Source organism: Brevundimonas sp. Bb-A (genome assembly GCF_009394735.1).
In the GTDB taxonomy this organism is placed as follows: domain Bacteria; phylum Pseudomonadota; class Alphaproteobacteria; order Caulobacterales; family Caulobacteraceae; genus Brevundimonas; species Brevundimonas aurantiaca.
In genome coordinates this window covers 2,336,568-2,355,076 of the sequence record NZ_CP045456.1, presented here as the reverse complement: position 1 = coordinate 2,355,076, position 18,509 = coordinate 2,336,568, and the positions used below count along the sequence as shown (strand labels likewise).

Below are 18,509 nucleotides of genomic sequence, written 5' to 3'. Positions count from 1 at the left end.
ACGTCATGCGGTTTCTCGACGAACATCGCAGGCGACCGGCCTCCCTGGCGGATCATCTGCCCTGGGCCGCCCTGGTCACGCCGGGCGTGGTGCTCAACAAGGACGGGTCGTTCCTGACCGGGTTCCGCTTCAGGGGGCCGGACCTGGAGTCGTCCACCGAGGACGAGCTGATGGCGGTCCGGGCCCGTCTGAACAACGCCCTGCGGCGGCTCGGGTCGGGCTGGTGCCTGCACGTCGAGGCACGCCGTCGGGCGGCCTCGCCCTATCCGGAGAGCGACTTCGACATCGACATCGCCTGGCTTCTGGACGCCGAACGCCGCAGCCGGTTCGAAACCGCGGAAGCGGCCTTCGAGACCGACTTCCGCCTCGCGCTGACCTGGCTGCCGCCGGCCGACGAGACGCGGCGCATGGAGCGCTGGTTGTTCGATGGTCTGCAGAAAGCCGGTCAGGACTGGCGCCAGGCCCTCGCGGCCTTCGGACGGGAGGTGGACACGACTTTGGACCTGCTCGCCGACGCCCTGCCGGAGATCGCGCGGCTGGATGACGCGGAGCTGCTGACCTGGCTCCATGACTGCGTGTCCCCGAGACCCTTCCCGGTGCGGCCGCCGGACTCCCCCATGTTCCTGGACGGCTGGTTGGCGGACGCCGGCCTGACCGGCGGCGTGGCGCCGCGCCTGGGCGAGCGATGGCTCAAGGTGGTCTCGGTCCGGGGCCTGCCGTCGGTGACCCGGCCCGGCCTGCTGGATGCGCTCGGAGCCCTTCCGTTCGACTACCGCTGGACGGCGCGATGGCTCGGGCTCGACAAGCCCGACGCCGAGCGGGAGATCGTCAAGCTGCGCAAGCGCTGGTTCGCCAAGCGCAAGGGCGTCGGCGTCCTGTTGCGCGAGGCCATCACCAAGGAGGAGGTGCCGCTCCTCGACACCGACGCCGCCTCCAAGACCGAGGAATGCGACGGAGCCCTGGCGGCGCTGGGGGCCGAGGCCTGCGCCTACGGCTATCTGACCCTGACGGTTTCGGTCCTCGACGGGTCGGAGGAGGGGGCCATGGCCAAGGCCCGGGCCATCGAGGCGGCCCTCAACGCCCAGGGTCTGGTCGCCCGGATCGAGGACCTCAATGCGGTCGAGGCCTGGCTCGGCTCCATGCCCGGCGAACCTTACGCCGATGTGCGGCGGCCCCTGCTGTCGACGCTGAACCTGGCCGACCTGTTGCCGGTGTCCGCCGTCTGGGCGGGTCCGCCGTCGGACGCTTGCCTCGAAGGACCTCCCCTGGCGACCGCCCGTACGACCGGATCGACACCGTTCCGGCTGGCTCTCCATGTCGGGGACGTGGGTCACGCCATGGTCGTGGGACCGACGGGCTCCGGCAAGAGCGCGCTTCTGTCCTTCCTGGCGCTCCAGTGGTTCCGGTATCCCGAGGCCCGGGTGGTCTTCTTCGACAAGGGCCGCTCCGCCCGGGCGGCGACGCTGGCGGCGGGCGGGCGGTGGCGGTCGCTCGAGCCGGGGTCGGGACTGTCCCTGCAACCCCTGGCCCGGATCGAGCGTGACGACGAGCGCGCCTGGGCGTCGGAATGGATCGCCGAAACGGTGCGCCTCGCCGGCCTGGATCCCACGCCCCGGATCCGGGAAGAAATCTGGATGGCGCTGACCGCCCTGGCGGAGGCGCCGGTCGGACAGCGGACGCTGACGGTGTTCTGCGCCCTCGTGCAGGACAGGGCGGTGGCGGCCGCCCTGGGCCCGCTCACCCTGAACGGCCCCCACGGCGCCCTCCTGGACGGCGAGGGGGCGGCGCTGCGGCCGAGCCGTTTCGACACCTTCGAGCTTGAGACCCTCATGGCCACGCCGTCCGCCGTGGCGCCTGTGCTCTCGGCGCTGTTTCATGAGCTGGAGCAGGGCTTCGACGGACGGCCGACGCTTCTCGTGCTGGATGAGGCCTGGCTGTTCCTGGGCGAGACGGCCTTCGCGGCCAAGATCCGAGAATGGCTGAAGACGCTGCGGAAGAAGCGGGTCGCCGTGGTCTTCGCCACCCAGAGCCTGGACGATGTCGCGTCTTCATCCATAGCCTCCAGTCTCATCGAAAGCTGCCCGACGCAGGTCTTCCTGCCCAATCCCCGCGCCATGGAGCCGTCCTCGGCGGACCTTTACCGGGGCTTCGGCCTGAACCGGCGCCAGCTTGAGCTGATCGCCTTCGCGACGCCCAAGCGCGCCTATTACTGGCGTCAGCCGCGCGGGCGGCGGCTGTTCGATCTGCGCCTCACCGGCGTGGCCCTCGCCCTGTGCGGGGCGGGTTCGCCCGAAGACCAGACCCTCATCGACGACGTCCTCGCCCGATCCGGCGAGACCGTCTTCGCGCGTGAATTCCTCAAAGCCAAGGGAGTGCAGAATGTGGATTCCGTTCTTGACGCCTTCGCCCGACCGCTCGCGGCGGAGTAGGGCGCTCCTGCCCGCGCTCGCGGTCATCGCCCTGGCGACGGCCGCGCCCGCCGCGGCGCAGCAGGTCGTGTTCGATCCTCGCAATCATCTGGAGAACGCCCTTCAGGCCGCCCGGCAGCTGGAAAGCCTCGCCAACGAGGCGCGCAGCCTGGCGGCGTCGCCCTACAGCCATCTCACGGGAAGCCATCAGTCGTTGCGCGACATGGCCGAGCTGGCCCGCACCGTACGCGGGGTGGCGTCCTCGGTCAGCGGTCTGGAGCGGCAGTTCGAGAACCTCTATCCAGACGACCTGACCGGGGCGGACGCCCTGCGCCTGCTGGAACAGAGCGAGGCCCGCACGGCCAACGCCCGCCGCACAGCCGAGGATCTCGCCCGCACCGCCGCCGAACTCGAGCGGCTCGGGGCGGGGCGGACCGGCCGCATCGCCGGCGCCCTGGGCGCCAGTCAGGCCGCCCAGGGCCAGACCGCCGCCGTGCAGTCCACCAACCAGTTGCTGGCGGTCCTGGCCGAGGATCTGGCCGCCCTGCGCACCATCATGCTGGCGCAGTCCCGCCTCATGGCCGAGGCGACGGCGCGCGACGCCGCGGACCGGGCCTCCGGCGACGAGGCGCGCCGCCGCCGCTGGGGCGCGACCGGATCGACGCCGACGGCGCCGGCCTTCGATCCGTTCTCGCGCGCCAGGGACTGACGGTCGTGGGCACGGTCAGCATGGAGACGCCGAATGAGCTGATGGTGGTGTTCTCCAACACCGTCTCGGCCGGCTTCGACGCCCTTCAGGGCGCGGTCAACGGCGTCTTCGGCCTGCTGATCGTCCTGGTGGTGGCGCTGACCGGCATCCAGTGGGCGCTGTCCTCCAACCGGGAGGTTCTGGCGGCGGGCTTCGGCAAGATCCTGCTGATCGGAGCCTTCGCGTGGCTGATCAACGACTGGCAGCAACTGTCCGAGACGATCTACGCCGGTTTCCTCGAACTCGGCCTGACGGCGGGTGGCAGCTCCCTGTCCAGCGCGGAGTTCCTGAACCCCGGCGCCGTGCTGCAGCAGGGTTGGGAGATCGTCAAAGCCCTGGGCGAAACCCCGGCGCCGGTCGACAACCCGCTCGACGTGGTCGGCAATCTGACCGACGCCCTGATCCTGGGCGTGGCGATGATCGGCATCATGTTGGCCTTCGCCGTGCTGGCGCTGCAGATCATCGTCTCCCTGCTGGAGTTCAAGATCGTCACCCTGGGCGGGTTCGTCCTGCTTCCGTTCGGCATCTGGAACAAGACCGCCTTCCTGGCCGAACGGCCGCTCGGCTACGTCGTCTCGTCCGGTCTCAAGGTCCTCGCGCTGGCCATCGTGGTGTCCGGGGCGCGGGCGATCTTCGATCAGCTACAGCCCTCGGCCAACCCCGACATCTACGAAGCCCTGACCATTTTGGTGGCCGCGCTGCTGCTGGCCATGCTGGCGATCTTCATCCCCAACCTGGCCTCTGCCCTGGTGACGGGCGGGCCGGCGCTGGGCGCCGGCGCGGCCGTGACGGGCGGTCTCGCCGTCGGCGGCGCGGGGGCGCTGGTCGGGGCGGCCGCCGCAGGCGTCGGGGCGATGGCTGCGGGCGGCGCGTCCCGCCTGGCGGGGCCAGCCAGGGCCGCGGCCGGCGCTGGAAGCGGCCGGCCTCCCGCTTCGCCCGCGCCGCCGACTTTGAGACCGGGCGGAGGGCCGTTCCCGCCAACGCCGTCCAACGACAATCCTTCGCCACGAGCCGGTGGAGCCTCGTCACGATCGATCCCGCAAGGCGCCCCGCCCGCCGGGGTCGCCGAGCCCGCCCGGGCGTGGGATCCCGAGGTTGTGAGCGGCGCGGGGGACGGCCCATCGGCTCTGTCGGGCGCGACGTCGGCGGAAGGGGCTTGGGACCCTGGCGGCGGACGGCCGGCCGCGACGATCGCGCGGGAGACCGAGGCGGCCCGCGCCGGGTTCCAGCGCGCCATGGCCGGGCAGGGCGCCCGCGCCGGTCGGCCGCCGGCGCGGGCGGCGGCGCTGCAAGCCTTCTTCATCGCCAACGCCGGACGCGGACTGCTGCCGTCCAGCGAGACCAGCGGCGTCCTGTCGCCGAACCTGAAGACCGAGGAGACCTGACATGCATCCGTTCTTCCGACCCAAAAGGGCGATGGCCGCGGCTCCGGACTCCACGCCCTATCAGCGGGCAGGCCAGCTCTGGGACGACCGCATGGGCCTGTCGCTGGCGCACGCCCGGAACTGGCGGCGGATGGCCCTGGCCAACCTCGGGCTGGCCGCCTTCCTGGGGGCCGGCTGGTGGGTCCAGGCCGAGCGCGCCGTGGTCAAGCCGTTCGTGGTCGAGGTCTCCGACTGGGGCCAGACCCAGAGGATCACCGCCATCGGCGGACGCTATGAACCCACCGAGGCCCAGATCGGCCACGCCCTGGCGACCTTCATCCGCGAAGTCCGCTCCAAGTCGATCGATCCGATCGTCATCCGCCAGAACTGGCTGCGGGCGTACGACCTGCTGAGCCCGCGGGCGGCCGCCTTTCTGAACGCCTGGGCTCAGGCGCACGACCCCTTCGCCGAGGTCGGCCGCGAAGCCGTCAACGTCGAAATCCTCAACGTCGTCAAAAGGTCGGAACGAACCTTTGATCTGCAATGGCGGGAGACGCGCTTCGTCAACGGCCAGCAGGCCAGAACGGAGCGGTGGCGGGCCCTGATCACGACCGGCGTCCAGCCGCCCAGGACGGAGGCCGAACTGATGCGCAATCCCCTGGGACTGAAAATCGAGGATATCTCATGGACTCCCGACGCTTCCTGATCCTGGCGGGCGCCGGCCTGCTCCTGTCCGGCTGCGCCGTCTTCCGGGGCGAGACGTCCGCCGTCAGCCTGATCGACGCAACCACGCCTGCGGCGTCCGTTGCGCCGGAGCCGACCGACAGGGCGGCCGAGCCCGCGCCGACGCCGCCCCTGAGCCCGACCGCCCGACCCTATCTGGCGGTCGCCGACGAGAACGCCGACGTCCCGAATCCTTCCCCGGCCTCGACCGGCCGCGAGGCGATCGCGGCCGCCAACAGCGCGGCGGCCGCGCCGTCGCGATCCGATGGCTTTCAGGGCGGCATGCAGGTCTTCGTCTGGTCGCCGGGTCGGGTCTTCGAAGTCTGGACGGCGCCCTTGCGGGTGACGACCCTGACGCTCGGCGAGGGCGAGACCCTGACCGCCAAGGCGGCGGGCGACACCGTGCGTTGGCAGATCGGCGAAGCCGTGTCCGGGGAGGGGCCGCGGCGCCGGGTCCATGTCATGCTCAAGCCGCTCGAGCGCGGTCTGGAGACCAACCTCGTCCTGACCACAAACCAGCGGGTCTATCTGATCGACCTAAAGAGCGGCGGTCCCGACGCCTTCAACACGGCGGTGGCCTGGGACACGCCGACGCCGGCCTTCGCGCCGTCGGACGCAGGCGCCCTTCGCGCGGAAACGCGGGTTCCAGATCCCGTCGTCATGCCCGAGGGGCCGCTGGACGCCCGCTACCGGGTGGAGCCGCAGGGCCGCCGCCCGCGCTGGACCCCCAACGCCGTATTCAACGACGGGCGGCGCACCTTCATCGCCTTCGATCCTGATCTCCAAGTCGACGAGGCTCCCGCGCTGTTCGTCATCGCCGCGGATGGGGAGCTCCAGCTGACCAACTACCGCCAGGTCGGCGGCCTTTACGTGGTCGACCGGGTCTTCGACCGCGCCGAGCTGCGGCTCGGCGACCGACGGCCGCAGATCGTCCGAATCCGCCGTCTGGAAGGAATGCGGCCATGACCGAACACCTGCATCCTGAACCGTTGGCGTCCGGAGAGGCGGCCGCCGGACGCCACGGGACATCGGCGCCCAAGGAGGCCGCGCCAGGTCTGTCTGTCCGCGCGCCGCGGCCATCCGCCGTGAGGCTGAGGAAGTCCGTCGTCCAGACCATAGTGATCGGGGGCGCCGTTCTGGTCTCGGGGTCGCTCGCCTGGGCCTTCGTGGTGCAGCCGGAATTGCGGGAGAACGCCCGCGACCGCGCGGCCGAGGCGCGCGTGGACGATGTCCGGGGCCTGGTCCGCCCGGCCGAGGCGGTGACCGATCAGCCCGCCAGCTATGATCGCCTGCCCGAACCCCGCGCCGGCGGCGAGCCGCCCGATCCGAAGCCGGCGGCGGACGCCCCGGCCCCGCCAGCCGCGCCGTCCATGTATCGCCCGTCGCAGCCGATCGCGCCGCGCGGCCCGCGCCCCGTCGACCTGGCCGCGCGTTCCGGCCTTTTCTTCGCCGCGCAGGATGGCGGCGTCGCCTCGGCGGACGCCGCCCCATCGTCCCGGGGCGACTCCCAGGATTCGGGTCGCGCGGCCGACTACGGCGCGACCTACAACGGCCATGTCCTCACCGCGCCTCTGTCTCCCTACGAACTGAAGGCCGGGGCGATGATCCCGGCCGCCCTGCTCACCGCCGTGGACACGGCTCGCGCCGGGCCGGTCGTCGCGAGCGTGACCCAGAACATCTACGACTCCGTCAGCGGGAGACATCTGGTCATTCCCCAGGGCGCCCGCCTGATCGGTCGACACGAGGGCGAGAGCGCCTACGGCGATCGCCGCGCCTTCCTGACCTGGGAACGGCTGATCCTGCCGAACGGCAAGAGCCTCGTCCTCGCCGGCGAGCCCGGGGTCGACGCCCAGGGCGCCGTCGGGGTCCGGGGGTCGGTCGACCGACGCCTGTTCCCGCTCCTGGTCGGAACCCTCTTCGCCGGGGCGATCACCACCCTGGGCCAGATCGCCCGCGACGATGACGACGGCTCCGGCGGCCTGCTGGGCGACGCCGGCGACGCGGCGTCGATCGAAGGAGCCCGGGTCGGCGGACGCCTGATCGACCGGGAACTTGAGGTCCGGCCTTCGATCCGTCTGCGCGCCGGCGCTCCGGTGCGCGTGATGATCACGCGCGACCTGATCCTGGAGCCGTATCGCCCATGAGATCGCCGCCGACCCTTCGCCGCTGGGTTGGGCCGAGCGTCGCGCTTATCGCCTTGGGAGGCCTGGCGCTCGCGGCCCGGCAGGGTCCCGCCCTGGCCCTGATCAATGAGAGCCCGAGTCTTCCGCGAGGCCTCTACGCCCGCAGCCTCGGCGGCGGGATCGAGCGAGGGGCCATCGTGGCCATCCCCCAGCCGGAACGGGGTCGGGCGTATCTCGCCAGCGTGGGCATGCCCGATGAGGTCGCCCTGATCAAACGGGTCGGCGCGGTCGGCGGCGATGCGGTCTGCGCGGCAGACGGGCGGGTGCGGACCCCCGTCGGTGACTACGCCGTATTCGACCGGGACCGGCGAGGCGCGCCCCTTCCCAGCTGGTCGGGATGCCGCCGGCTCGCGCCCCGTGAACTCTTTCTGCTCGGCGACACGGCCGGGAGTTTCGACAGCCGCTATTTCGGGCCAGTGGATCGGGCCGTGGTCAGCGGCGTCTATCGGGAGGTTCTGACATGGTGAGACACAGGATCGCGGCGGTCGTCGCCGGCGCCGCCTGTCTTGTGACGGGGAGCGGATCGGCCGCGGCGCAGGCGGTGGATTGGCGTGCGGCGGGCGGCGACCTTTTCGGGCGCGCGCCTGCGCAAGTTGATTCCGCCCCTGTTGACGGCGAGTTCGGTTTGCCGCGGCTCATGCCGCTGGACCAACCGTTTCAGGAGGCCATCGCGCGCGCGGCCGCCGCGCATGGTCTGGACGAGAAGCTGTTGCACGCCCTGGTGCTGACGGAGTCAGGCTACCGGGCCGATGCCGTGTCGCCGGTCGGCGCCGGCGGGCTGACCCAGCTCATGCCCGCGACGGCCGTCGAGCTGGGCGTGAGGAATCGGTTCGATCCCACCGAAAACCTGCGGGGCGGCGCCGACTATCTCGCGCGGCAGATCCTCCGCTTCGGAGACCTACGGCTCGCCCTGGCGGCCTACAATGCGGGGCCGTCGCGGGTCGCTCGCCTGGGCCGGGTTCCGGATATTTCCGAAACCCGCCAGTACGTATCGCTGGTCATCGACTGCTATCTGGCCCTGACCGCGGGGCAGGGGCCCCGAAATGCGCGCCAATGCCGGCCGGAGGGACGATGATGACCGAGCCCGACGTCCAAGCCGCGCTCGGAGGTCTCGCTCAGCCCGCCGATCTGCTGACCCGGAACGAGGCCTCGGTCTATCTCGCCGAACTCGGCATACGGCTGAAGCCGGCGAGCCTGGCGAGGATGTGGTCGACCGGGTCCGACGGCCCGCCGTGCCGGCACATCAGATCCAAGCCTTTCTATCCGAGAGACCTGCTGCGCGACTGGGCGCAACGCCAGATCACCGCCGTGCGGACAGGCGCCCCGGCGGCGGCGCAGGCGCGTCGTCGTGGATAGGGGAGGGCGGATGGCGTCCGATCGTCCGACCGTCGCGGGCGTCCTGGCCGATCCCGCCGCAAGCTTCGCGCTCAAGGCGGTCCTGTTGGCCTGGTCGGGTCGAGACGTGGTGGATGCGGCGAATGATGCTGAGGTGCTGAGCGCCATCCTGGGCGCGGAGGCGGACCGGTTCGCCGGAGCATCGTCATGAGCTTCATCGTAAATGGGGAGCCGGTCGAAGCGGGGGGTCGTTCGGACCGCCTGCTGTCCTGGGATCGGGTGCATGATCTGGTGGGCCTCAGCCGTTCGACCGCCTGGCGCCTCCAGCGCGTGGGGGACTTTCCGAAACCCGTCCAGCTGTCTCCGGGCCGGGTCGGTTGGTGGGAGAGTGAGCTCACGGCCTGGAAGACGGCCCGCAGCGCCGGAGGCGCGCCCTTCAAGGTCCGCAAACCCGCCCGTAAGCCGCGCCTGCCGGGCATGCAGCGATCGGCTCCCGCACCCGGAGCGCCGCCGCAGGTGATGCGCGCGACCGGAAATCAGACGGCCTTGATGGCGGAGCCGGCCCGCCGGAGTCGCCGCAGACCGTCAGCGTCGCCCGAGCAGATCGATTTCGGGTTCTGAGCCGGGCGCGTCGAGCGCCGGCGTGAGAAAGATCAGGCGCATGCGGTGACAGATGCCGATCCGACCGGTGAATGCCTCGCATCGTCCTTTCCGGGCTCAGGATCAGAACCGGCTATGAGATACTCCGCCATGCCCGTCCGTGCAGGGGCTGTGGTCGTGTAGCACTTCGATCACCTTGCACGCCGACACTTGGCCCCCGGCGCATTCCGTCGTCATGCGCGTCAATTCCGTCCGCAGCGCCTGAAGCTGAGCGATCTTCGCGGCGACCTCGACAAGGTGACGTTCGGCAATGGTGTTTGCCTCTCCGCAGGGGCGGTCGGGATGGTCGGACAGGTCGAGCAGAGATCGGATGGCGTCCAGGTCGAACCCCAGCTGGCGCGCATGGCGGATGAACGACAGGCGTCGCAGGGCGGCGTCGTCATACAGGCGGCGGTCGCTCGCGGTGCGGGGCGGCTCCGGCAGCAGACCGATCTGTTCATAGAATCGGATCGTCGGAACCTTGACGCCTGTAGCAGCCGACAGTTTCCCGATCGTTCGGAGCGGGGTGAGAGCAGGGCGCGCTGACATATTTCTCAGAATAGGGACTTGATCCTCTAGCGGCTAGAGCATGCACAAGGGTATCTCAAGGATCGCCTGAGTTGTCATGACCGAACCCCTGATCTCGGAGTCTCCTGCCGCCAAGGGCTGCGGTTGCGGCGCGCCGGTGAAGTTCGACGGCGCTTCGCCCGCCTATCGCCGCGTCCTTCTGTGGGTGATCGCGATTAATGCGGCGGCCTTTCTGGCGGTCGCGGGCGGCGCGGTGATTCAGGGTTCCGCCGCCCTCGGCGCCAACGCTCTCGACTTCCTCGCTGACAGCGCGACCTACGCCATCAGCCTGTGGGCCATCGGCAAGTCGGTCCGGGTGCGCTCGGGCGCGGCGCTGCTCAAGGGCGCAAGCCTGGCGATTATGGCCCTTTTCGTTCTCGGCTTCGCTGTGTGGCGGGCCGTCTCGGGCGCCCCGCCCGAGGGGGCCGTGATCACAGGTCTCGGCCTGCTGGGCTTCCTGGCCAACGCCGTGGCCGCCCTCCTGCTGGTGCGCCACCGCGACGGCGACGCCAATGTCCGCTCGGTCTGGCTCTGCACGCGCAACGACCTGATCGAAAGCCTGGTTGTCGCGGCGGCCGGCGGCCTGGTCTGGCTGACCGCCTCGCGCTGGCCTGACCTCATCGCAGGGGGCGTCCTCGCCCTGGTCTTCCTGCAATCGGCCTGGTCGATCGTCCGCCAGTCGCAGCAGGAACTGCGAGACGCCGCGTGACTAGGCCGACGTTTTCCATGGGCCGGGACCGGCGCGGTAGCGCGCAGCAGGAAGATCTCCGTGCGACGATGTCGCGATTGCGGCGGCGCACGGCCGTGTTATGGGGTGGCATGGGACTGATGTCGGCCAGACGAGGTTGGATGACGGCGCTGCTGGCGTCGTTCCTGGCCCTGTTCGTCCGTCGTCCTGACCCCCGCGCAGATTCAGGCCGCGAGCATCGCCGTCGTGGCGGTGACCGGCGGGGGCGGCGGCGAGACCCGCTTGGCCGGCCGCGTCGAGCCGATGGTCGACGCCCGGGCGGCTGTCGCCGCCTCGGTCGGCGGGCGTGTTGAGCGCGTCCTGGTCACGCCTGGACAATCCGTCCGAGCCGGGCAGCCTCTAGCGGTCCTGGTCAGTGGCGACGCCGCCACCTTCCGCGCCGACGCCGACGCTGCGGCCGCCTCGGCCGATGCCGCGCGACGCGCTTATCAGCGTGACCAGAATCTGGAGGAGGCGGGCGTCGTCGCCCGCCAGGACGTGGAAACCTCGCGGGCGCAGGCCCTGAGCGCCGAGGCCTCCGCCCGCGCGGCGCGGGCCCGAGCCGCCGCCGCCGGGTCGCCCAGTGCGTCAGGTCGGCTGAGCGTGACCAGCCCCATCAATGGCGTCGTCACAAGCGTCCAGGTCGGACCCGGCGGGTTCGCCGCCCAGGGCGGGGTGATCGCCGAGATCACCAATCCCGCGCGCGTGGAGATCGTGTTCAACGCGCCGCCCGCCCTGGCCGCGCAGGTGCGCCCCGGCGCGCAGGTGCAGGTGCAGGGCTCGAACGGCGAGTTCGAGGCGGTGGTGACCGGCGTCGCCGTCGACGCCGGTGAACAGAGCGGCGCGACGGTCATTCGGGCCCGCCCGACCAGCGCCGGCCTGCCGCCGGCCGGCTCGGCCGTGAGCGGATCGATCGTCACCGGCGGCCTCGCCGGCGGCCTGACCGTGCCGTCGGAGGCGGTCCAGACGATCGAGGGCGCCACGGTCGTCTTCGTCCGCACGGCCGAGGGCTTCCGGGCCGCGCCGGTCCTTGTCGGCCGCCAGGCCGGAGATCGCACGGAAATCCTGCGCGGGTTGACCGGGTCCGAACGGATCGCCGGGGCCAACGCCTTCCTCCTCAAGGCCGAACTCGCCAAGGGCGAGGCGGGCGACGACGACTAGGGAGCGACGCGCATGTTCAACGCTATCATTTCCGCGTCGGTCCGGTTCCGCTGGTTCGTCGTCATCGCCGTCGCGCTCGTCGCAGGTCTCGGTCTGTTCGAGCTGACCAGGCTTCCCATCGACGCGGTCCCCGACATCACGAACCGTCAGGTGCAGATCACCACTGTCGCTCCGGCCCTGGCGCCCGAGCAGATCGAGCGCCAGGTCACCTATCCGCTTGAGACCGCCCTATCGGGCATTCCGGGCCTGACCGGCACCCGCTCGTTGTCCCGCAACGGCTTCAGCCAGATCACCGCGATCTTCACCGACGGGACGGATATCTACTTCGCGCGCCAGCAGGTGGCCGAGCGATTGGCAGCCGCGCGCGAGGGCCTTCCGGAAGGCGTCGAGCCTGGCCTGTCGCCGATCACGACGGGCCTCGGCGAGGTGCTGATGTGGACGGTCGATTATGTGCCGTTCAACAGCCGCAATCTCGCGCGGCCGGGGCAGTCGGGATGGCAGGCGGGCGGCGTCTACCTGACGCCCGAGGGCGAACGGCTGACGACGCCGACGCAGCGGGCGACCTATCTTCGGACGGTCCAGGACTGGATCATCGCGCCGCAGATGCGCGGCACGAAGGGCTTGGCCGGCGTCGACACGATCGGAGGCTATGTCAAGGAGTACGCCGTGCGGCCGGATCCGGCCCGTCTGTCAAGCTACGGCCTGGGTTTCTGGGACCTGACGGAGGCCCTTGAGCGCGCCAACATTCAAGCGGGCGCCGGCTATATCCAGCGTGCGGGCGAGGCCCTCGTCGTACGCACGGACGCGCTGGCCAGCACTGTTGAGGACCTCGCACAGGCCCCCGTCGTGAACCGTGGCGGCCTGGTGGTCCGGGTCGCCGATGTTGCGACCGTGGAGGTAGGACAGGGGCTGAGGCTGGGCGCAGCAAGTCGCGACGGCCACGAGGCCGTGCTCGGCACGGCCCTGATGATCGCCGGCGGCAACAGCCGCACGGTGGCGCAGGCCGCGGCCGAACGGCTCGCCGAGGTGGACGACAGCCTGCCGCCCGGGATCGTCGCGGTTCCGGTGCTGAACCGTAGCGAACTGGTCAACTCCACCATCGCCACGGTGGCGCGAAATCTCACCGAGGGCGCGCTGCTGGTGGTGGTGATCCTGTTCCTGCTACTGGGCAATATCCGCGCGGCGACCATCACCGCCCTGATGATCCCGCTGAGCTTCCTGTTCGCCGTCATCGGCATGAACCGGTTCGGGATCAGCGGCAATCTGATGAGTCTGGGAGCCCTGGACTTCGGCCTGATGGTCGATGGCGGCGTTGTCGTCATCGAAAACACCCTGCTGCTGCTGAGCCAGCGTCGGGCCGCGCTCGGACGCGTGCTGACCCGGCACGAGCGACTGGAGGTCGCGGTCCAGTCCGCCCGGCAGATGGTCAAGCCGGCCGCCTTCGGGCAACTGATCATCCTGCTCGTGTTCGCGCCGCTGCTGATGCTCGAGGGCGTCGAGGGCAAGACGTTCCAGCCGATGGGCGCGACGGTGATGCTGGCCCTGGTCGGCGCCTTCATCTTCTCCTTCACCTTCGTGCCGGCCATGACGGCGCTCCTCGTGCGCGATCCCAAGTCCGTGCATCTGGGGCCGGACGGCAAGGTCGCCGAACACGAGACATGGATCCTGCGTTTCGCGCGCCGGCGGATCGAACCCGCGATCCAGGCGGCCGTCGCCCGGCCCAGAGTGGTGCTGATTTCCGCGGTGGCGGCTCTGGCGGTGGGCGCCGTTTCGTTCATGGCCCTGGGCCGCGAGTTCATCCCGACGCTGGATGAAGGCGACATCGCCATGCAGGCGCTGCGCGTTCCTTCCGCGTCGCTGGAGCAGTCCCTGGCGATGCAGATGGCGCTGGAGCGGGCCATCAAGGCCCAGCCGGAGGTCGAGACCATGTTCTCGCGAACCGGCACCGCCGAGGCGGCGGTCGATCCGATGCCGCCCAACATCTCGGACAGCGTGATCGTATTGAAGGATCGCAAGGACTGGCCGGATCCGGGGCTCGAGAAGGAGGCCCTGATCGAACGGATCGAGGAGGTCGCCGGCCAGCAGATCGGAAACAATTTCGAGTTCAGCCAGCCGATTGAACTGCGGTTCAACGAACTGATTTCGGGGGTCCGCACCGATCTCGCCGTCATGGTCTACGGCGACGACTTCGCGACGCTCCAGCGCGTGGCGGATCAGGTCGCCGGATCCCTCAGGGAGACCGAAGGCGCGGCCGATGTGCGTGTTGAACAAGCCTCGGGACTCCCGACCCTGACGATCAGCGTGGACCGCTTCGCGGCGGCGAGCTACGGCCTGTCGGCCGCGGACGTCAGCGAGGCGGTTTCGGCGGGCGTCGGCGGCGCCGAGGCGGGCCGCGTCTTCGAGGGAGACCGGCGTTTCGACGTCGTTGTTCGCCTTCCGGATGCGGGGCGCAACGATCCGGCGGCCCTCGCGGCTCTGCCGATCGTGTCTTCCAGCGGCGTCGTGGTTCCGCTCGCTTCGGTGGCGCGCATTCAGATCGCCGAGGGGCCGAACCAGATCAGTCGCGAGAACGGCAGCCGGCGCATGGTGGTGCAGGCCAACGTGCGTGGGCGCGATCTCGGGGGCTTCGTCTCGGACGCGCAGGACCGGGTTTCGCAGATCGATCTTCCGGCCGGCGTCTACCTGGATTGGGGCGGCCAGTTCGAGAACCTGAAACGCGCCGAGCAGCGATTCGGCATCGTCATCCCCATCGTCTTCATCCTGATCGGGGTGCTGCTCTTCCTGGCGCTCGGCTCCTTCGCCGAGGCCGGGCTGGTGTTCGCCTGCGTGCCGCTGGCCCTGATCGGCGGGGCGCTGGCTCTGTTCCTGCGCGGCATGCCCTTCTCGGTGTCGGCCGCGGTCGGCTTCATCGCGGTGTCAGGCGTCGCCACGCTCAACGGCCTGGTGCTGATGCAGGCCATCCGGGAGCGTCTGACGGCCGGGCTTCCGCCCAGCGAGGCCGCGATCGAGGGGGCGTCGAGCCGTCTGCGCGCGGTTCTGACCACCGCACTCGTCGCCATCGTCGGCTTCATCCCCATGGCCCTGGCGCACGGAGCGGGCGCCGAAGTGCAGAAGCCCCTGGCGACGGTCGTCATCGGCGGCCTTCTGACCGCCACCGCGTTGACTCTGCTGGTGTTGCCGACTTTCGCCGCCAAGGCGGTCCGACACCGCGCCTCGGAAGGAATGGACGATTGATGAAGATGACGTCAGAGGACCGCCAGCAACGCCGAACCCTGCTCGTGGTCCTGATCCTCAACGCCCTGCTGTTCGCGGGGCTCGGCGTCGCCGGCTGGATCGCCGACTCCAGCGCGCTGCTGGCCAACGCGGTGGACAACGCCTCAGATGCCGCCGTCTACCTCATCAGCTTCCTGGCCGTCGGGCGCGCGGCGACCTGGAAGCGGGGAGCGGCCCGCACCTCGGGCGTCCTCCTGTTGCTCTTCGCCCTCGGGGTGCTGATCGACGTCGGGCGGCGCTGGTGGTTCGGGACGGAGCCCATCGGCTGGACGATGATGGCGCTCGCGCTGGTGGCCGCGGTCGTGAACCTGATCTGTCTCGCTCTCCTGCGGCGGACGCGCAAGGATGACGTCAATATGCGCGCCGCCGAGACCTTCAGCCTGAACGACTTCGCCTCGAACGGCGGCATCCTTGTCGCCGGCGGGCTCGTGCTCTGGCTCGATCAGGCGTGGCCCGACCTCGTCGTCGGGTTGATCGTCGCCGGCATTGCGGTCAAGGGCGGGCTCGAAATCCTGAGGGACGCTCACGAGGATTCCGGAGGCGGGCAGGAGGCGGCCTGAGGTCGGATACGCCGCAAGCCAGAGGATTTCTCCGACCTTACGGCAGGCGCGTTGGCGACAGGGGTCGCCGATCGGATTCAGGGGAGCCTCGCCGGGTCCGTCCCGAAGCTCCCGTTACCCCGTGAACGCACCGGTCGCGGTCACGAGATCGACCTGTCGATGCTGCGAGACGCCACGAGACCGACTCGCCCGGCGGCTCGCCCTTGGCATGGCGGCGCGACATCCGGCCGCCAAGATCGGCGCATCGCGTCTTGAAGCTCGCGATCCCTGCGGCCGCCGACCGGCCTGGAGTTCGCCCTCACCCGGAACGGGCCAAGTCCAGCGGTCGTAGGAAGAATCCGCTCCGGGGCAAGGCTGGCAGTCTCCGGAGGTCGAGACGAAGGTCCTGCTTCGGGACGTCGTAGCGAAGGCGCGTGGTGAGGAACACGAAGGAGCGCTCCAGAACCTCGTGGACGATCCCTTCCCCTGGGCAACGGTGCCCGGTCCGAGGATCGCCCCCGCCCTGAGGCACAAGATCGAACGCGCCAGGAGGGCGGCTCGCGAACCGGGCCGGCCGAAAGATTTCCGGGTCGGGCCATGCGTTGGCGTCGTGGTTGGTTCCGTAAAGATCGAGGATCACCTGACGCCCTCTGGGAAAGCTCAGGCCTTCCCAGACGAAGTCTCGCCGGGTTGTCGCGACGAGCGAGGGAAAGAACGGATAAAAGCGGCGAATCTCTTCGATGAAGGCGTCACGCGCCGCCAAGCTCTGGGTCGCGGCCCGAGCCGCCTCCGGCTGCGTATGCAAGGCATGGGCGAGGAACACGACGTAAACAGCGGTCGCCACGGTCGGGCGTAGGATGTTGGCCAGTTCGACCGCCGCGACCTCGGCCGCTAGAGGGGTTCCGCCTGGATCCCGCGCGTGAGCCAGCGCGAACGTCGCCGTATTCTCCGCGGGTCGATGCCGACCTTCACGAACGTCTTCGATCACGCTTTTCAGCCAGCGATCCACCCTGCGCCGGGCGTGCCGAGACCAGAAATGGCGCGGATTGCGCGCTCCTGCGGCGTCGAACAACGCCCCGAGGTGACCGGCCCGCAGCTGGACGTCGGCCTCGGGCAGCGGGGTTTCCGACCAGGCGCACACGGCGCGCGTCAGCATGGTGGCGAGTTCGTCGTACAGACGTATCGTGGCGCCGGCGCGGAGCCAACGCTCGGCGGCTTCAATCCATTCCGCCTCAACGCGCGCTCCCAGGCCCCGGACGCGATCAGCTTGCGTCAAGCCCATGAAGATCGCCTTGCGGTGTCGGTGAGCCTCGCCGTCCAAGCCCTGGACGCCGCCTTCGCCCAGCAGCGTCTTGCGGATGGGCGACGGCATCGCACCCTCGCGTTGAAAGCGCTCCGCATCGTAGAAGAGGGCGGCCCCTTTCTCGCCCTTGAGGCACGTCGTGCCTCTGCACAGAAGGCGGGTCTCGAACGCATCCGAGCCGAGTCGAGCGCTCTCCTTCGAGACGAAGCGATATGGATCGGCCAGGAGCGGGAGCGTCACGTCTCGCGGGGGAACTCGGGGGATGCTCACGGCCGTGGCCGCCTTTCGCCAGGCGTTGAAGGTGGAGCCTCCGTCTGCGCTGATCGCCGCGATGCGTCAAAGAGGACCAGCGCGAGGCCGATCACGATCGCGCTGTCGGCCAGATTGAACGTCGGCCAATGACGGCCGGCGAGGTGCAGATCGATGAAGTCGGTCACCGCGCCCAGGCGGATGCGGTCCGCGATGTTGCCGAGCGCGCCGCCGGCAACCGCGCCGAGCGCAAGCGCCGGAGCCAGGCGCCGCGTGCGCCAGGCGGCGACCAGAACCGCCGCGGCGACGGCGCCGGTGAGCGCCACCAGCAGCCAGCGTCCGGCTTCGCCGTCCGCCGACAAGAGGCCGAAGGTGACGCCGCGATTGAAGCTCAGGTGGAGGTTCAGGAACGGCGCGATCTCGACCGGCGCGGTCAGGGTGCGGGCCCACCCCTTGGCAAGCTGATCGACCCCGATCACGCCAATCGCGAGGACCACGGCGGCGGGTCGGACCCATCGTCCGCCGGAAGACCGGACGGCGGAGCCGACGGGAGGGAGGTTCAGATCAGACATGCGCGGTCTCCTGGATCAGCCGGGCAACGGGGGCCCGCGGTTTTCCGGCCCGATACAGGGAGATCGATCCCGTGGGGGTCGCGATCACCGCCCGCTCCTCGACGCCCTCGAACCCGGCCGCCGCGATCAGGTCGGGCAGCCCGCCGGCGGCGTTCAGCCGGGTGTTCTCAACCCCGTCGAGGGCCTGGACCTGGCGGAAGAGAAGCCGCATCCATGGCGTCCGCTGCCAGCCATAGTCGGCGATGTGCAGTTCCCCGCCGGGCCGAAGGGCGGCGTAAATGGACGCCAGCCCGGCGCGCTTGCCGTCGATCGGCACCTGGTGGAACACAAGGCTGGACACGATCCTGTCCGCCCCGTTGCGGCCGATCAGGTCCGCGACCTCGCCGGCGAAGCCCTCGCGGAACTTCACGTCTGCCATGTCGGCAAGGGCCTTGCGCCTCGCCAGGTCGAGCACCTCCGGATCGGGATCGATGCCGATCATGTCAGCGCCGGGGGCCGCAGCCTTGATCAGGATCGCGAGCGTTCCGGTGCCGCAGCCGACATCGACGATGATTTCGCCGTCGCGCGGCGCGAGCTGCGCCACGAGGGCCTCCCGCCAGACGGTCTCGCGCGTCATCAGCGCGATGGCGGCGTCGTACAGGCCGGTGAGGCCGCGGCGCCCGAGGGCCGGGGTGAACTCAGCCGGGGATGCGAGACGGGTCATGAGGCCTCCACGATG

At 70.3% G+C, this 18,509-nt stretch carries 18 protein-coding genes and 1 pseudogene; 15 read left to right on the top strand and 4 right to left on the bottom strand.

The window, feature by feature from the left end; genetic code table 11:
* Positions 1-5: 5 nt before the first annotated feature.
* Genes trbE through BSP_RS11535 form a run of 11 tightly spaced genes read left to right on the top strand, consistent with a single transcriptional unit; the run spans position 6 to position 9,382 of the window.
* Positions 6-2,429, top strand: coding sequence for a conjugal transfer protein TrbE (gene trbE, locus BSP_RS11585; RefSeq protein WP_152950422.1), 2,424 nt, complete (start codon positions 6-8; stop codon positions 2,427-2,429).
* Positions 2,395-3,117, top strand: a complete 723-nt coding sequence (locus BSP_RS11580) for a conjugal transfer protein TrbJ (RefSeq protein ID WP_227975943.1) — start codon at positions 2,395-2,397, stop codon at positions 3,115-3,117. The genes trbE and BSP_RS11580 overlap by 35 nt, the downstream gene beginning before the upstream one ends.
* A gap of 5 nt (positions 3,118-3,122) precedes the next feature.
* Complete coding sequence (gene trbL / locus BSP_RS11575) at positions 3,123-4,541, top strand: P-type conjugative transfer protein TrbL (protein WP_227975942.1); 1,419 nt, start codon at positions 3,123-3,125, stop codon at positions 4,539-4,541.
* 1 nt (position 4,542) lies between these two features.
* Positions 4,543-5,226, top strand: coding sequence for a conjugal transfer protein TrbF (gene trbF / locus BSP_RS11570; protein ID WP_152950420.1), 684 nt, complete (start codon positions 4,543-4,545; stop codon positions 5,224-5,226).
* Positions 5,205-6,209, top strand: a complete 1,005-nt coding sequence (locus BSP_RS11565) for a TrbG/VirB9 family P-type conjugative transfer protein (RefSeq protein WP_152950419.1) — start codon at positions 5,205-5,207, stop codon at positions 6,207-6,209. Before trbF ends, BSP_RS11565 begins: the two co-directional genes overlap by 22 nt.
* Positions 6,206-7,387, top strand: coding sequence for a TrbI/VirB10 family protein (locus BSP_RS11560; RefSeq protein ID WP_152950418.1), 1,182 nt, complete (start codon positions 6,206-6,208; stop codon positions 7,385-7,387). Before BSP_RS11565 ends, BSP_RS11560 begins: the two co-directional genes overlap by 4 nt.
* Positions 7,384-7,893, top strand: coding sequence for a S26 family signal peptidase (locus tag BSP_RS11555; protein WP_152950417.1), 510 nt, complete (start codon positions 7,384-7,386; stop codon positions 7,891-7,893). The genes BSP_RS11560 and BSP_RS11555 overlap by 4 nt, the downstream gene beginning before the upstream one ends.
* Positions 7,887-8,501 (top strand): lytic transglycosylase domain-containing protein, encoded by a 615-nt coding sequence (locus tag BSP_RS11550; protein WP_152950416.1) that lies wholly within the window; start codon positions 7,887-7,889, stop codon positions 8,499-8,501. Before BSP_RS11555 ends, BSP_RS11550 begins: the two co-directional genes overlap by 7 nt.
* Positions 8,498-8,782: a hypothetical protein gene (locus tag BSP_RS11545; protein ID WP_227975941.1), complete on the top strand. Its 285-nt coding sequence runs from the start codon at positions 8,498-8,500 to the stop codon at positions 8,780-8,782. The genes BSP_RS11550 and BSP_RS11545 overlap by 4 nt, the downstream gene beginning before the upstream one ends.
* 10 nt (positions 8,783-8,792) lie before the next feature.
* Positions 8,793-8,972, top strand: a complete 180-nt coding sequence (locus BSP_RS11540; protein ID WP_152950415.1) for a hypothetical protein — start codon at positions 8,793-8,795, stop codon at positions 8,970-8,972.
* Positions 8,969-9,382, top strand: coding sequence for an AlpA family transcriptional regulator (locus BSP_RS11535; RefSeq protein WP_152950414.1), 414 nt, complete (start codon positions 8,969-8,971; stop codon positions 9,380-9,382). The genes BSP_RS11540 and BSP_RS11535 overlap by 4 nt, the downstream gene beginning before the upstream one ends.
* 102 nt (positions 9,383-9,484) lie before the next feature.
* Here BSP_RS11535 and BSP_RS11530 read toward each other — a convergent pair whose 3' ends face one another.
* Positions 9,485-9,949 (bottom strand): helix-turn-helix domain-containing protein, encoded by a 465-nt coding sequence (locus BSP_RS11530; protein ID WP_152950413.1) that lies wholly within the window; start codon positions 9,947-9,949, stop codon positions 9,485-9,487.
* Positions 9,950-10,025: 76 nt separating this feature from the next.
* On the opposite strand from BSP_RS11530, the gene BSP_RS11525 reads away from it, so the two are divergent.
* The 4 genes and pseudogenes from BSP_RS11525 to BSP_RS11510 all read left to right on the top strand — a co-directional run bounded on the left by BSP_RS11525 (position 10,026) and on the right by BSP_RS11510 (position 15,688).
* The gene (locus tag BSP_RS11525) at positions 10,026-10,676 is read left to right on the top strand and encodes a cation transporter (RefSeq protein WP_152950412.1); all 651 of its coding nucleotides are present in this window, start codon (positions 10,026-10,028) and stop codon (positions 10,674-10,676) included.
* 186 nt (positions 10,677-10,862) lie between these two features.
* A pseudogene (locus BSP_RS11520) lies at positions 10,863-11,855 on the top strand (efflux RND transporter periplasmic adaptor subunit); the annotation flags it as partial.
* Positions 11,856-11,867: 12 nt separating this feature from the next.
* A complete protein-coding gene (locus tag BSP_RS11515) occupies positions 11,868-15,089 on the top strand; it encodes an efflux RND transporter permease subunit (RefSeq protein WP_152950410.1) in 3,222 nt (1,073 codons plus the stop codon).
* The gene (locus BSP_RS11510) at positions 15,089-15,688 is read left to right on the top strand and encodes a cation transporter (protein ID WP_227976110.1); all 600 of its coding nucleotides are present in this window, start codon (positions 15,089-15,091) and stop codon (positions 15,686-15,688) included. Before BSP_RS11515 ends, BSP_RS11510 begins: the two co-directional genes overlap by 1 nt.
* A gap of 298 nt (positions 15,689-15,986) precedes the next feature.
* Here BSP_RS11510 and BSP_RS11505 read toward each other — a convergent pair whose 3' ends face one another.
* Genes BSP_RS11505 through BSP_RS11495 form a run of 3 tightly spaced genes read right to left on the bottom strand, consistent with a single transcriptional unit; the run spans position 15,987 to position 18,494 of the window.
* The gene (locus tag BSP_RS11505; RefSeq protein WP_227975940.1) at positions 15,987-17,210 is read right to left on the bottom strand and encodes a cytochrome P450; all 1,224 of its coding nucleotides are present in this window, start codon (positions 17,208-17,210) and stop codon (positions 15,987-15,989) included.
* Between the two features lie 26 nt (positions 17,211-17,236).
* Positions 17,237-17,791, bottom strand: coding sequence for a signal peptidase II (lspA, locus tag BSP_RS11500; protein WP_152950409.1), 555 nt, complete (start codon positions 17,789-17,791; stop codon positions 17,237-17,239).
* Complete coding sequence (locus BSP_RS11495; RefSeq protein WP_152950408.1) at positions 17,784-18,494, bottom strand: class I SAM-dependent methyltransferase; 711 nt, start codon at positions 18,492-18,494, stop codon at positions 17,784-17,786. The genes lspA and BSP_RS11495 overlap by 8 nt, the downstream gene beginning before the upstream one ends.
* Positions 18,495-18,509: the final 15 nt, after the last annotated feature.

Bases quoted from the DNA above. Each gene is read 5' to 3' on its own strand.
- BSP_RS11515 (WP_152950410.1), top strand. From the start codon at position 11,868: ATGTTCAACGCTATCATTTCCGCGTCGGTCCGGTTCCGCTGGTTCGTC.
- lspA (WP_152950409.1), bottom strand. From the start codon at position 17,791: ATGTCTGATCTGAACCTCCCTCCCGTCGGCTCCGCCGTCCGGTCTTCC.
- BSP_RS11545 (WP_227975941.1), top strand. From the start codon at position 8,498: ATGATGACCGAGCCCGACGTCCAAGCCGCGCTCGGAGGTCTCGCTCAG.
- trbE (WP_152950422.1), top strand. From the start codon at position 6: ATGCGGTTTCTCGACGAACATCGCAGGCGACCGGCCTCCCTGGCGGAT.
- BSP_RS11495 (WP_152950408.1), bottom strand. From the start codon at position 18,494: ATGACCCGTCTCGCATCCCCGGCTGAGTTCACCCCGGCCCTCGGGCGC.
- BSP_RS11525 (WP_152950412.1), top strand. From the start codon at position 10,026: ATGACCGAACCCCTGATCTCGGAGTCTCCTGCCGCCAAGGGCTGCGGT.
- BSP_RS11530 (WP_152950413.1), bottom strand. From the start codon at position 9,949: ATGTCAGCGCGCCCTGCTCTCACCCCGCTCCGAACGATCGGGAAACTG.
- BSP_RS11540 (WP_152950415.1), top strand. From the start codon at position 8,793: ATGGCGTCCGATCGTCCGACCGTCGCGGGCGTCCTGGCCGATCCCGCC.
- BSP_RS11560 (WP_152950418.1), top strand. From the start codon at position 6,206: ATGACCGAACACCTGCATCCTGAACCGTTGGCGTCCGGAGAGGCGGCC.
- BSP_RS11510 (WP_227976110.1), top strand. From the start codon at position 15,089: ATGAAGATGACGTCAGAGGACCGCCAGCAACGCCGAACCCTGCTCGTG.
- BSP_RS11565 (WP_152950419.1), top strand. From the start codon at position 5,205: ATGGACTCCCGACGCTTCCTGATCCTGGCGGGCGCCGGCCTGCTCCTG.
- BSP_RS11535 (WP_152950414.1), top strand. From the start codon at position 8,969: ATGAGCTTCATCGTAAATGGGGAGCCGGTCGAAGCGGGGGGTCGTTCG.
- BSP_RS11555 (WP_152950417.1), top strand. From the start codon at position 7,384: ATGAGATCGCCGCCGACCCTTCGCCGCTGGGTTGGGCCGAGCGTCGCG.
- BSP_RS11550 (WP_152950416.1), top strand. From the start codon at position 7,887: ATGGTGAGACACAGGATCGCGGCGGTCGTCGCCGGCGCCGCCTGTCTT.
- trbF (WP_152950420.1), top strand. From the start codon at position 4,543: ATGCATCCGTTCTTCCGACCCAAAAGGGCGATGGCCGCGGCTCCGGAC.